The organism is Acinetobacter haemolyticus (assembly GCF_003323815.1).
Taxonomy (GTDB): domain Bacteria; phylum Pseudomonadota; class Gammaproteobacteria; order Pseudomonadales; family Moraxellaceae; genus Acinetobacter; species Acinetobacter haemolyticus.
Genome location: NZ_CP030880.1, coordinates 3,127,878 through 3,141,717 on the forward strand (window position 1 = coordinate 3,127,878; position 13,840 = coordinate 3,141,717).

Below are 13,840 nucleotides of genomic sequence, written 5' to 3' on the forward strand. Positions count from 1 at the left end.
GATCAATCAATCATTGAAAGATTTGGTCAATTGGTCAAATCACTCATGCAAAATTTTATAAATGGTCCTTGCCATAACCTCACCCAAACCCGGGACTAAAGTCAGCTCTTTTTCAGAGGCATTCAGCACACCTTGAATACCGCCAAAATGGGTTAACAAATCTCGACGGCGTTTTGGTCCCAATCCGGGAATGGCTTCTAAAACTGAACTACTACGGCGTTTATCACGCTTTGCACGATGTCGAGTAATAGCAAAACGATGCGCCTCATCCCGTACTTGTTGGATTAAATGCAAAGCCTTATGGTCTTCAGCAAGTTGAATCTTGGTTCCATCGGTAAAATGCAAGGTTTCTAGCCCAGGCTTACGTCCCTCACCTTTAGATACACCAATCATAAAAGCATCCAACTCAAGCTCTTGCATGACCTCCATTGCCATATGTAGCTGCCCTTTGCCCCCATCAATCAGGAGTAAATCAGGCAACATATTCTTCTTATACCGTCGAATCAGGGCTTGCCGCATCGCCGCATAGTCATCTCCGCCCGTAATATCCTGAATTGCAAATTGTCGATAATCGCGTTTTCTTGCGCCACCCTGATCAAAGACCACACATGAAGCAATCGGTGCCTCCCCCATGGTATGGCTAATATCAAAACATTCAATACGATCAATTGGGCGACCAACCACCTGCTCTAATTGATGAAAACGCTCATTTAATTCGAGATGATTGCTAAGTTTCCCTTTTATGGCATGTTGCACATTCATTTGTGCAAGCTCCTGCCATTCAGCCCGTGTTTCACGTACCTTATCTTTGATCTGGATTTTTTTATTAAAGGTCTGTTGCAAGGCTTCTTCCAATTGCTTTTTATCAGGAACCTCTAAATTTACGATCAGCTCAACCGGAATCTCATCCGCGACTTGAAAGTAAAAATTCGCGATAAAATCACTCAACATTTGCCCCAGATCATCCCCGAGCATATCTGGAAAATAACTTTTTCCACCCAACATCTGACCATTACGCACATACATGATCTGAACACAGGTAACACCCGCTTGGTGTGCAATCGCTAAAATATCGGCTTCACCTTTAATTTTAAAAACGGCTTGCTGTGCTTGAACTTCGCGCAATAAGGACAAACGATCTCGATAAAAAACTGCTTTCTCAAACTCTAAGGCTTCAGCTGCTTGCTCCATTTTGCCAATCAGTTCCTGATTCAGCTCTTTGGTATCGCCTTGTAGAAAACGAATCGAATTATTTACATCTTCCTTATAGTCTTCTGGGCTAATCAGACCGACACAGGGTGCGGTACAACGCTTGATTTGATATTGCAAACAAGGGCGCTTACGTTGGGAAAAATAGCTATTTTCACACTGACGGACATTAAACAATTTTTGTAGTGTTAATAAGGTATCGCGGGCACTATAAGCACTTGGATAGGGCCCAAAAAACTTACCAATTTGATGTTTGCCTTTTCCCCGTCCACTTGCAATCCGTGGATAAGGTTTATCTGCTGAAACAAAGATATATACATACGACTTATCATCCCGCAGCATGATGTTATACGGTGGTCGATGCAATTTAATCAGGTTCTGTTCGAGTAATAGTGCTTCGGTTTCGGAGCGAACCACTAAAGTTTCGATGTCATATATACGCGCAACCAATGCTTGAGTTTTTGGATGCTCAATGGTTTTAACAAAATAACTCGATACACGATTTTTAAGATTCTTCGCTTTACCGACGTAAAGCAACTCTCCATCTTTGCCCAGCATTTTATAAACGCCCGGCAATTGGGTCATATGAGCAAGTATTTTTTCAATGTGTTCACGTGCGTTTGGATTCACGGCAGACTTTCATGATCAGTAATGCTTTTGATGATGTCGTTTGTATCGATGAATTTCAAGTCCCGATGAACTGTAACTTAAACAATAAAAAAGCCCTGAAAACCGATAAGATCTCAGAGCTAAATATGAAAAAATTAGCGATGAATGATTCAACTATGTCTTAAAACACATAGGGGCGAATAAAGATAAGGAAGAACAAGCCCAACATGATGAACCACTTCAAAAAGTAGTACAACTGACGATTTGACTTCTTCAAAGCTTTGGCTTTAATACGAATTTGGTAAACATAACCAAAAGCTTTATTTAAACCACCTGTTTGATCTCCAGCTTCATTTGGAGAACTTGCCGCAGTCATGACTTTTTTGCCAAACCAATGATTAAACTTTTCCATAAAACGTGTTTTAAGCGGACGTTCAACATCTGCGAAAAAGATAATACGGTTTTGGTCTGTGGTATTTTCAGCGTAGTGAATATAAGTTTCATCAAATACTACACTTTCACCATCGCGCCATGAGTAACGCTCACCATCCACATCAATAAAGCAACGATCATCATTTGGTGTGATTAAGCCTAAATGATAACGCAACGAACCTGCATAAGGATCACGATGTCGTACCAAACGGCTATCAGGCGCAAGCTCAGTAAACATTGCGGCTTTGATGGTTGGTAAAGTCTTTAATAATGCAGTTGTTTTCGGACAAAGTTCTGCTGCCGATGGATGCGCCGAGTCATACCATTTCAAGTAGAAACGTTTCCAACCTGTTTTAAAGAAGGAGTTAAAGCCCAAGTCATCATAGGTACTGGACGCTTTAATACCGCCTTTGTCATACAACGCTTTTGCTTCATCACGAATCATTTCCCAGTTTTCATCTAGAACTTTTAAGTCTTTGAAATGCTGCGTGTCGATATACGGCTGATTCGGCACTTTGGAAAACATGTACATTAAAAAATTGATTGGCGCGAGAATCGTAGAATGGTCAAAAAACTGACGATAAAACGAATGCTTTACTTTACCACGGCGCTGAATATACAGCGCAGAAATGATAAAAATCGCTAATATGATCCACTTAATCATAGATTACTCTATCTTTATTAAAGGAAAATCAAATGCTAGTTTGATAACCAAATTTCAAAATCGCACTCAAAAAACAAGCCTATTATTCTAGCAAATTTATATTATGCAATACCAATTTACTTTAATTAGATAAAACAATTGTATTTTATAATTATGTATAACAATCAAAAACTAAGCTTTATATTCTCCCCTATAAAAACATTTTTGTTTTTGAATTTCCAATATGTTCTGAAAATTAGAATAAATTGATGACCACTGCGTCACGGCTTGATACAACTTTGTTATGCCCTTTTTAGATATAGTTATCGTAAGATTACCGAAGCGTTTTTGCGACCTAACCGGCGCATAAGCTTTATGACATCAACTTAGAATCCTCCACAACAAGGAGATCAGGCATGATCCACGCTGGCAATGCCATTACCGTCCAAATGCTTGCGGACGGAATTGCAGAATTCCGCTTTGACTTACAAGGTGAGTCGGTTAATAAATTTAACCGTGCGACCATTGAAGACTTCCAAGCAGCAATTGCTGCGGTTAAAGCCAATAACGATATTAAAGGCTTAGTTGTTACTTCTGGGAAATCAACATTTATCGTTGGTGCAGATATTACTGAATTTGGCGAAAACTTCGCTGCTGGTGAACAAGCAATTGTTGACTGGCTTATGCCTGTACATGAGATCTTCAATAGCTTTGAAGATTTAGACATCCCTAAAGTTGCTGCTATCAATGGCATGGCGCTTGGTGGCGGTTTTGAAATGTGCTTAGTGTGTGACTACCGCGTCATGTCTGAGCAAGCACAAGTCGGCTTACCAGAAATCAAACTCGGTATCTATCCTGGTTTTGGTGGTAGCGTTCGTTTAAGCCGTTTGATCGGTATCGACAATGCCGTTGAATGGATGGCAATGGCGAATCCGAAGAAGCCAGCTGCTGCACTTAAAGATGGTGCGGTAGATGCGGTTGTTGCTGCTGACAAACTACAAGAAGCTGCTGTTGATTTAGTTAAACAAGCCATTGCTGGTCGTTTAAACTGGAAAGCAAAGCGTCAAGAAAAATTAGACGCAATCAAATTGAACCCACTTGAACAAATGATGGCGTTCAATACGGCGAAAGGTGCAGTTCTTGCGAAAGCAAACCCTGCTCAATACCCTGCGCCAAAATTATTGCTTGATTCATTACAAGCAGGTGCAAGCTCAACTCGTGATGACGCATTAAAAGCAGAAGCTCAAGGTTTCGCTAAAGCTGCGATCACACCACAAGCTGGCGCACTTATCGGTTTATTCATCAACGATCAAGTTGTGAAGAAAACTGCGAAAAAATATGAAAAAGGTGCTCATCCTGTAAACCAAGCAGCTGTATTAGGTGCTGGTATTATGGGTGGTGGTATTGCTTACCAAGCGGCAAGCAAAGGCACTCCAATCATCATGAAAGATATTGGTAACCCACAACTTGCATTAGGTATGAAAGAAGCGAATGGCTTGCTAACAAAGCAAGTTGAACGCAAGAAAATGAAACCTGCGCAAATGGGTGAAACCCTTGCTCGCATCCGTCCTACTTTAAGCTACGATGAGTTTAAAGAAGTGGATATCGTGATCGAAGCGGTAACTGAAAACCCTAAAGTTAAAGAAATCGTACTTGCAGATACAGAAAAGCATGTTCGTGAAAACACGATCATTGCATCTAACACATCTACAATCTCGATTACACGCCTTGCGAAAGCATTACAACGTCCTGAAAACTTCGTGGGTATGCACTTCTTCAACCCAGTACACATGATGCCATTGGTTGAAGTTATTCGTGGTGAAAAGACTTCTGATGAAGCAATCGCAACCACAGTTGTTCTAGCTCAGAAAATGGGTAAAACACCAATCGTTGTAAACGACTGCCCTGGCTTCTTGGTTAACCGCGTATTGTTCCCTTACTTCGGTGCATTCGACCTACTCGTTAAAGATGGTGCTGACTTCCAGCAAGTTGATAATGTGATGGCGAAATTCGGTTGGCCTATGGGTCCTGCATACTTGATCGATGTTGTTGGTATCGATACAGGTGTACATGGTGCAGAAGTGATGGCTGAAGGTTTCCCTGACCGTATGAAGCCGGATTACAAAGGTTCTATCCAAGCGATGTACGAAGCAAAACGTCTTGGTCAAAAGAACGATGTTGGTTTCTACAAATATGTGTTAGACAAGAAAGGTAAGAAAGCGAAAACTGTTGATCCAACAGCTTACGAAATCATTGCGCCTTTCGTGACTGGCGAAAAACGTGAATTTGATCCACAAGAAATCATTGACCGTATGATGCTTGCTTTCTGTAACGAAACAGTTCGTTGCTTAGAAGACAACATCGTTGCAACTGCTTCTGAAGCAGATATGGCGATGATCATGGGTGTAGGTTTCCCTCCATTCCGTGGTGGCCCATGCCGTTACATCGACCAAACAGGTGTTGCTGAATACGTTGCGCTTTGCGACAAATATGCACACTTAGGTAAAGCTTATGAAGCGCCACAGATGTTGCGTGACATGGCTGCTAACAACACAAAATTCTACGGTTAAGGAGCGACGTGAATGGCTACTTTAAATCCACGTGACGTTGTGATTGTTGATGGCGTTCGTTCTGCCATGGGCAAATCACGTAACGGTATGTTCCGCAATGTACGTGCCGACAGTTTATCTGCTGAATTAGTACGTGCACTTGTTGCTCGTAACCAGTTTGATACCAACGAAGTTGAAGATGTAATTTGGGGTTGCGTAAACCAAACTTTAGAGCAAGGTATGAACATTGCTCGTAATATTGGTTTATTGGCTGACATCCCTAAAACTGCTGGCGGTCAAACTGTTAACCGTCTTTGCGGTTCTTCTATGCAAGCAATCCACACTGCGGCAGCTCAGATTGCAACGAACCAAGGTGATGTATTCATCATCGGTGGTGTTGAGCACATGGGCCATGTAGGTATGATGCACGGCATCGACCTTAACCCTGAAGCATCTAAACACTATGCAAAAGCATCTAACATGATGGGCTTAACTGCTGAAATGTTAGGTCGTATGAACGGTATCTCTCGTGAAGAGCAAGATGCTTTCGGTGTTGAATCTCACCGTCGTGCATGGGCTGCAACACAAGAAGGTCGTTTCAAAAACGAAATCGTTGGTGTTGAAGGTCATGATGCAAATGGTTTCAAAATCCTTTGCGACATCGATGAAGTAATTCGTCCAGATGCAAACCTTGAAGCGTTCCAAGCATTGAAACCAGTTTTCGATCCTAAAGGTGGTTCAGTAACAGCTGCAACTTCATCTGCTCTTTCTGACGGCGCATCTGCAATGTTGTTGATGTCTGCTGAACGTGCTCAAGCGCTTGGTTTGAAACCACGTGCTGTGATTCGCTCTATGGCGATTGCAGGTTGTGATGCTGCGATCATGGGTTACGGTCCAGTTCCAGCAACTCAAAAAGCGCTTAAACGTGCTGGTTTGACGATGGCTGACATCCAAACGATCGAGTTAAACGAAGCGTTTGCTGCTCAAGGCTTATCAGTCATGAAAGGTCTAGGTGTTTATGACAAACAAGACATCATCAACTTGAATGGTGGTGCGATTGCATTGGGTCACCCATTGGGCTGTTCTGGTGCACGTATCACAACAACATTGTTGAACGTGATGGAACAACAAGATACACAAATCGGTCTTGCGACCATGTGTATCGGTCTTGGTCAAGGTATCGCGACTATTATCGAACGTGTTTAAGAATTAAACACGTGAGAACAAGAAACCCCGCTTAATGCGGGGTTTCTTTTTTAAAGCTAATTTCAAATCTTAGGGTATGAAAAACTGGTTTTGTTGCCCTCTCAACCCATCTTCAATTTGCTTTTGCAATTTCAAAATATCATCCATATTGATCTTAATCGTTCCATCTCGGATGCCCATGATATTATTTCGATCAATATTCAAAGGTTCTAACATTTTGAATACACCTGTGGTTGGATCAGACGATTGAAATCCTCTTGCCACAGCTAAAATATATTGCTGCAATATTGGTGAAAGCTGAGATAAATCTGGTTCAGCCGTTTTAGGCTGATAATTGACTGTAGTCATCCCCTCATTTACACCAGCATTCTGCATATCGCTATGTACTTTATAAATATGGTGTTGCAATGCTTCACGTACTTTTTCATCTTCTTGAAACGGAATAAAGCCAACCTCTTCACGCAGCTCAGATTCGGCCATGATTTTAATGGTTGGCAATGTCACAACGTCATTTGCTTGAACCGTTGGTAGCCCCATAGCAATCAATACGGCGATACAAGCTGATCGTTTTAGAAAATTCATGGCTCGCTCCAAAATCAGTCACTCAATAGAAATATAATGAGTTAAATGAAAGCATCTAATAATAGGCTACAACAAAGTTCGACTTGATTCAGTAAGGCTCAGATAAACGGTAAATATCAATAAAACTTTGACCGAAAGATCAAAATTGAATGTAATTATCAAATTAATTTAATCTTTATAAAAACAAATACATTTGTTATAAGAGATCTTATTTGGTCAATATTTTTATTATTATCATTTTGTTGCGACTATAAACATTAATTTTTTTAAAATTTCGATTTCACAGGATTAGGAGAAATAAATGCTATCTACATGGGCGAAAACAACGATTGCATTGGCAATAACAGGAAGTTTTTTATCAGCAGGCTGCGCCACCAAAACCCTAATCACCAAAGACAGTAAAACGTATACACGGACAGCAAAAGTTACTTTGGTTGAAGACAATGTTGTGGCGTTTGGACGACCAGCACAAGCAACTGCCAATTTACCAAGAGATAGTATTGTGATTGCAGGTCAAAAAAATAGTTATATTTTGACCCAAGGTGGCAGTCAGTTTGCGACCATTATCAATAAGCTAGATCCCAAGAACATTCAAATCACTCGTGATCTAAATTTCTTTTCTGAAAAAAATGACGGTCATTTTTCAGGAACATTGCCCATTTCTTATGTCAAACTCAAAGAGGATTTAAGTAAAAAAGACTTAGAGTTTTTTATTGAAAATGGTGCAAAAGAGTGTTCATCTTCAAGTGATACACGTATGCAAGCACAACGTTTTTGTTTTGATATAAAACTTGCTGGTGTCGTCTATCCTACCGCAAATAACCTCAGTTCATTAAAAGCATTAAGCAAGCCTTATCAAGTCACCATTTATACGCAAAAACAAGAAAGTTATAAATCTCGATCTAGTCTGAATCCATTAGAGAAATTAGTGTTATTGCCTTTTGCTGTTGCAATTGATGTGGTCAGCCTGCCGTTCCAAGCTGCCGAAAAGATTTTTGATTAAGATTGAACAAATGGTCTTTAAGTCTGTGTGATCAATCAACTTAAAGACCCAACCTTAAAAAATGAACATCTTATTTCATCAACTATGCGTCTCTTCTTCACCTTCATTGTCAAAAGTTTTGGCAATTTTTTCGATATTTAAACTTTTCGCCATCGCATCAAAAATATCTTTATAGACCCCTTGCTGATGATAAAGTTGATGATGTTCACCATGTTCAACAATCGCACCATCCTGCATTACGTAGGTATAGTCGGCATCAATAATCTGAGAAAGACTATGCGAAATAATGATCACGGTTCGCCCTTGTTTGATTTCATCCAAACTCTGTTTAATCTGTTCAGTAGCAATCGCATCTAAACTGGCGGTAGGTTCGTCTAAGAAGATAATCGGAGGGTTTTTTAAAAACATACGTGCGATTGCAATACGTTGTTGTTGACCACCCGACAACAGCAATGCATCGGATTGATAACCCTTTGGTAATTTTAGAATTTGCTCGTGAATCGAGGCTTTTTTTGCAGCTTGAATAATTTCCTCTTCGCTAGCATCCATTTTCCCATAGCAAATATTATCTTGTATGGTGCCCTGAAAAATATGATTTTTTTGCAATACCAAACCAATATGATCTCGTAAATATTGAGTATTCATATCTTTCAGATCAATACCATCCATCAAAATTTGTCCGGATTGTGGTACGTAGAATTTGTCTAATAAACTAATTAACGTTGATTTTCCTGCACCCGATAGTCCAACTAGAGCTGTAATTTTATTGGGTTGAATAACCATATTAATATTCTTGAGTGCTTGATAACCATTGGGATAATAAAAATCAACCTGCTTTAATTCAAACTTTCCACGCAAGAGTGATGGTTTTTGCTGCCCTGACTTTTCGATTTCATCATCAGCTTGAAGAATTTGGAAAAAACTTTCCGCATAAATCATAGCATCGTTGACCTCATCGTAAATGCGGTGCAAGGAACGAATCGGAGCCGAAACATTGTTAAATAACAAAATATGAAACATGATCATTCCAATGCTCATGTCTCCAATCAAAACAAAATATGCGGTCAGGATAATAATAAAAACTATGCCAATTTGTTCGGTAAAGGTTTTAACTCCATCAAAAATAAAGCTAATTTGACGGGTATGCATCTGATTATCAGTCAGTTGCTTTTGTAAAATCAGTTGCTTTTCAGCCTCTACTTTTTCACGGTTAAAAGATTTAATCACCGTAATCGAATTGATAATACTCAGAATTCCCTGACTTTTACGTTCTCGGCCATCACGCAAACTTCGCCTTACACCTCCTAACTTTTGCGCCTGCTTAAAAGTCAACCAGAAGTAAATCGGTACGATACACAGCGCAACTAACCCGATCCAGAAATTGGCATAGAACATTAATGCCAATGCCAAAATTGCACTGCTAAACAATGGAAGAATGTCAATGAAGAAGATTTGAATCAAACGTGTAATCGAACCAATACCTCGGTCAATACGGGTTTGTAATTTTCCTGCTTGATTATCATCTTGAGTAAAAAATGAAAGCCGATAAGTTAGAAATTTTTCGATGATTGCTTGTGCTACATCTTGGGACACCATAATTCTTAGACGTTCACCAAATAATTTTTGGCCAAACTGAATCAATGTACTAAGTATTTCTTTTGTGAGCAAAATAACGCTAATAGTTACTAAAATATACCAACCTTCAGCAAGTCCCTCTCCGGCTTCAACTAAACGATTAATTTGATCAACTGCGTATTGTAAAGTTAAAGCATTTACTTGCGCCGTAATTGCCCCAACCAAAGTGAATATTAAAGTCACAATGACCAATAACTTATACGGCGCAACAAAGGGTCTAACTTTAGTAAAAAGTTGCCATAAATTCATATTTTTAACGTCTATTCTCCTCAATACCTCTATAAATCTGATTAGCAATTAGATTGTTATCATTTTCCATCCATTGAAACAGACCTACGCAACGACACGAAACATCCAGATAAAACTAAAGTGCTTCTTCCAAAATTTCTGTATTATTTTTCTTAATTTTATTCATCTGACTGTTTAGTTTAAGTACCTCCTGATAGAGCGTATTAAATTTTTTCACAGGTGCATTTTCATGAAACAGAATCATTTTATTTTTTATTTGCCATGGATGTGCCTTCAATAAATCAAACATCGCTTGGGCCTTTTCTATAATTTGCTGTTCAATTGAGAAGATATCCTCATTTGAATCAATTTCCAGATTACTTTCTAACTTGGTGAGTAGAGTTTGACGTAAATCTTGCTGAATCGACATTTTTTTGACTTGTTCTAGTGAATCCAAATAAATTTTCTGGCGCTGTTGCTCATATTGTACTGAAGCATTTCGTACCTCAACGAACATCTGGGTTGTTTCTTTATAATTCCCTGTACGATCTCGATCTAATCGTTCAACGTCTAGAAAAGTATCCCATTTCGCTGCTTTTAACTCACGCAAATAATGATTTCGAGCTTCGACATTTTGCATCCAGTATCCTAGTAAAAACGCAGACATTTTTTGGTAATCACCAGATAAGCGATCATCATGCACATCAAACTCTACAGGCGTTGACCAATCTTGAGCCTGATCATAGAGTTCACGCATTTTCTCAGCCATCACCACATCAAACATTTTTTGATTATTCAGTCGGTGCTGTTTTATATAATCCTGATAGAAAAAAAATGAACCAATACAGACAATAATAATGAATAAAAATATCAACAAACGACGCATATCATCTCCAAATTTAATTATATTTTTAGTTCTAAAGTTGATGTTAATCCGTTTAACAACCTACCTTTAGATGTTTTTATTTCAGTCCTTGTAATGCAGCATTACATAATGTTCGCTTTAAATTCAACATGATCACCCTTATTATCAGATGTAATGATCATTATTGAGATAACACCATGCGCGTAGATATCTGGTCGGACGTCGTTTGTCCCTTTTGTTATATTGGTAAAAAACGTCTTGAACATGTTGCAGAAGAAGCTGGAATTGAACTCGATATTCATTGGCATAGCTTTGAGCTTGATCCAAATGCCCCAGCAAAGCATGACACATCAAATACCGAACGTTTAGCTCAGAAATATGGTCGTACTTTTGCCGAAATGGAAGAAATGGAACGTAATATTGCAACCATGGCAGCTGCCGAAGGTATTGATTTCCAATGGCAGAAAGCCAATTCTGGTAATAGTTTCAATGCCCATCGAATCATTCACTTGGCGCAAAGCAAAGGTTTAGGTAACGAAGCAAAAGAAGCTTTTTTCTATGCTTATATGACTGAAGGCTTGGCAATTGGTGAACGTGAAGTGGTCGAAGAAATTGCGTCACGCATTGGTTTGGATAATGCTGAAGTGGAATACGTCCTTGACTCAGATGAACTGGCTGATTTTGTTCGTCATGATGAAAAAATTGCACGTGAACAATTAAATGTCACAGGCGTACCTTTCTTTGTATTTGATCAAAAACTTGCGCTTTCAGGTGCTCAACCACGTGAAATTTTCTTACAGGCGTTACAACAAGCTCAATCTACAGCTCCACAGCAAGTGGAATCAACCGAGACAGCCCAATGTCAGGATGATCAATGTGAAATAAAACCATAATTATTGTGGTTTAAACCATAAGCAAGCAACAAGTAACACCGTTGCTTGCTTCTATACAGATCAGTATATTTTCTTTTTATTTCAGTATTTTAACTATAACAATCACTATTAGCGTAAATTTATTTTTTATTTGTTTAATTTTTTTATCTTTGATATGTGAGACTGTTCACAACTTAGTCATAAATTTACAGATACATTTCTATTTGATCATCTGTTTATCCGATTTATTCTTTTAAAATGTTTTTGTTTTCAAGGATAAAGCATGAACAGCATCTCTATTTCACCTAGCCAAATGAGAGTATTTGCTAACTATCAGACTATAGATTTTGACTTTTTTTCTTCTATAATTGTCATAAAGTGACATCTTTTGTGATGAAAATACAAGTTTTTACAGCTTTTATGGTTGTTCTAAAACCAGACGATTGATCACTATTGTGAATCACTTTTTACATGGAAAAACAGAACCAATTTGACTTAAAAAATGTATATCCATTGCGATTTATACGGTTAATTTATTATTTGAACAGGCTCAAGCCTATCTCTAAGGAAACAATAGATGGACGTATTAGAGAAAGCACTTTTGGTTGATGAGCTCAAAAGTCTGATTGAGGGGCTCAGTGATGATAAAGCATCACTGTTTGAAATTGCGAAAGCAAAACAACGAATTAAAGATATTTGCGCATCTTGCGACGATCCTACTTTTCAAGATCAAATTACACCGTTCAAGGCATTTATTCAAAATGAAGAGTTTTCCAACGAAGAGTTGAGTCACCATGGTTTTGCCATGACATATCGAGGCACCTATAACTTTATGGGTCGTGTTGAAAATGCATTATTCGCCTCTGGAGATATGGGGTGGGCTGCATTACGACAAGCTCAACTTTGGCAAGTTTGGGTGATTCGTCCAGCATTATCTTTTCTGAAAAGCCCATGGATGCCATCATCCCATGATGCATTACAATGGTTAAAAAACCATGCCAGTGAATATATAAAAACAGATCATGAACTTGAAACGCTGATTCCTGTTTTAGAACCTATACAAGCATCTTCAAATACAAATCACCAAGCTCAAACTGATATCTTATCGGTAATCCGAGAAGAAACAGAGCAATTCAAATCTCAGCTTGACGCAATCATTCAAGAAAAAATTCAGCCAATCACCACCAAGAGTCACGCTGGTACACCATCGACTATCAAATCATCTTATCGTAGTCCTAGCAATCTCAACAAAGCGAAACCTGTAACTCTAAATGATTTCAATTTAGATGGCTTTCTCTGTCGCCTAGAACGCGTCAATGCTCGCCATTTTCCATCCTTATATCGTGTTGATATGCACAACGAGATGGATCAGAACATCAAAATTGATTGGTTATATCTCAAAGCGGAAAATGAAGCCCAACCTGTTTGGGAGTCCACACAGATTTTTATTGCTGAGCAACTGTATGCTCAAGGACAATTTTCACATTATGTGGTTTTGGTAGGAACACATAATACTGAATATGCAACGTCTATCTTGCAGTCCTATACCAACCAACAACATACTCAAACCAGCTCTATCCACCAAACCAGCTGGAGAAATTTCAAACAGCATTATCATCAACATGAAAGCTTATTTAATGAATGTATTATGAATGGCAGCTTGATATGGCAACGTGATCAACGTGCTTATCCTTATATTCCGGCATCATTTATCAATACACAAAAATTCATTCCATTTGAAGAAACTGCCGCCACCTTTTTCACACCAGTTATCTTATTAAGAGAACGTCATAAAATCCGTGTGATTCATGGCGCTGAACGCGTCAAACTGTCCAGTGAAGATCAGGCTTATCCTTATTTGTTATTAGATCGAGCAGATGGTTATACCTGGCAATTGATTCGCCAAGCGATTAGTCGTTTACCGCAACCCATCTCAGTACACGATTTATATCAAGCTTTAGAAAATAGTGCGATCTCTGAGTCTTCTTAAAGAACAGTACCTATTTT

At 38.9% G+C, this 13,840-nt stretch carries 10 protein-coding genes; 5 read left to right on the forward strand and 5 right to left on the reverse strand.

Features of this window, described 5'->3' with window-relative positions:
• Positions 1-39: 39 nt before the first annotated feature.
• Entirely contained in the window at positions 40-1,839 is a 1,800-nt protein-coding gene (gene uvrC / locus DS737_RS14485; protein WP_113997824.1) for an excinuclease ABC subunit UvrC, read from the reverse strand.
• A gap of 160 nt (positions 1,840-1,999) precedes the next feature.
• Positions 2,000-2,914 (reverse strand): lipid A hydroxylase LpxO, encoded by a 915-nt coding sequence (lpxO, locus tag DS737_RS14490; protein ID WP_004637663.1) that lies wholly within the window; start codon positions 2,912-2,914, stop codon positions 2,000-2,002.
• Positions 2,915-3,309: 395 nt separating this feature from the next.
• Here lpxO and fadB point away from each other — a divergent pair, with 395 nt between their 5' ends.
• On the forward strand, positions 3,310-5,463 hold the full coding sequence (gene fadB / locus DS737_RS14495) for a fatty acid oxidation complex subunit alpha FadB (protein WP_017395829.1): 2,154 nt from the start codon (positions 3,310-3,312) through the stop codon (positions 5,461-5,463).
• 12 nt (positions 5,464-5,475) lie between these two features.
• Positions 5,476-6,648, forward strand: coding sequence for an acetyl-CoA C-acyltransferase FadA (gene fadA, locus DS737_RS14500; protein WP_004876444.1), 1,173 nt, complete (start codon positions 5,476-5,478; stop codon positions 6,646-6,648).
• 69 nt (positions 6,649-6,717) lie between these two features.
• On the opposite strand, the gene DS737_RS14505 is transcribed toward fadA, so the two are convergent.
• Positions 6,718-7,230 carry a hypothetical protein gene (locus tag DS737_RS14505; protein WP_113997825.1) on the reverse strand — a complete coding sequence of 171 codons (513 nt, stop codon included), beginning with the start codon at positions 7,228-7,230 and terminating at the stop codon, positions 6,718-6,720.
• A 301-nt stretch (positions 7,231-7,531) separates the two neighbouring features.
• Between DS737_RS14505 and DS737_RS14510 the strand changes: the two genes are divergently transcribed.
• Entirely contained in the window at positions 7,532-8,233 is a 702-nt protein-coding gene (locus tag DS737_RS14510) for a YidX family protein (protein WP_113997826.1), read from the forward strand.
• Between the two features lie 78 nt (positions 8,234-8,311).
• Here DS737_RS14510 and DS737_RS14515 read toward each other — a convergent pair whose 3' ends face one another.
• Together DS737_RS14515 and DS737_RS14520 are read right to left on the reverse strand one after the other, a co-directional pair.
• The gene (locus DS737_RS14515) at positions 8,312-10,117 is read right to left on the reverse strand and encodes an ABC transporter ATP-binding protein (RefSeq protein ID WP_113997827.1); all 1,806 of its coding nucleotides are present in this window, start codon (positions 10,115-10,117) and stop codon (positions 8,312-8,314) included.
• A 115-nt stretch (positions 10,118-10,232) separates the two neighbouring features.
• A complete protein-coding gene (locus tag DS737_RS14520; protein ID WP_113997828.1) occupies positions 10,233-10,982 on the reverse strand; it encodes a hypothetical protein in 750 nt (249 codons plus the stop codon).
• 176 nt (positions 10,983-11,158) lie between these two features.
• Here DS737_RS14520 and DS737_RS14525 point away from each other — a divergent pair, with 176 nt between their 5' ends.
• A complete protein-coding gene (locus tag DS737_RS14525) occupies positions 11,159-11,854 on the forward strand; it encodes a DsbA family oxidoreductase (protein WP_113997829.1) in 696 nt (231 codons plus the stop codon).
• A gap of 556 nt (positions 11,855-12,410) precedes the next feature.
• A complete protein-coding gene (locus tag DS737_RS14530; RefSeq protein WP_005083897.1) occupies positions 12,411-13,823 on the forward strand; it encodes a hypothetical protein in 1,413 nt (470 codons plus the stop codon).
• Positions 13,824-13,840: the final 17 nt, after the last annotated feature.

Coding starts and splice junctions, on each gene's coding strand:
- lpxO (WP_004637663.1), bottom strand. CDS start 2,914: ATGATTAAGTGGATCATATTAGCGATTTTTATCATTTCTGCGCTGTAT.
- fadB (WP_017395829.1), top strand. CDS start 3,310: ATGATCCACGCTGGCAATGCCATTACCGTCCAAATGCTTGCGGACGGA.
- fadA (WP_004876444.1), top strand. CDS start 5,476: ATGGCTACTTTAAATCCACGTGACGTTGTGATTGTTGATGGCGTTCGT.
- DS737_RS14505 (WP_113997825.1), bottom strand. CDS start 7,230: ATGAATTTTCTAAAACGATCAGCTTGTATCGCCGTATTGATTGCTATG.
- DS737_RS14510 (WP_113997826.1), top strand. CDS start 7,532: ATGCTATCTACATGGGCGAAAACAACGATTGCATTGGCAATAACAGGA.
- DS737_RS14515 (WP_113997827.1), bottom strand. CDS start 10,117: ATGAATTTATGGCAACTTTTTACTAAAGTTAGACCCTTTGTTGCGCCG.
- DS737_RS14520 (WP_113997828.1), bottom strand. CDS start 10,982: ATGCGTCGTTTGTTGATATTTTTATTCATTATTATTGTCTGTATTGGT.
- DS737_RS14525 (WP_113997829.1), top strand. CDS start 11,159: ATGCGCGTAGATATCTGGTCGGACGTCGTTTGTCCCTTTTGTTATATT.
- DS737_RS14530 (WP_005083897.1), top strand. CDS start 12,411: ATGGACGTATTAGAGAAAGCACTTTTGGTTGATGAGCTCAAAAGTCTG.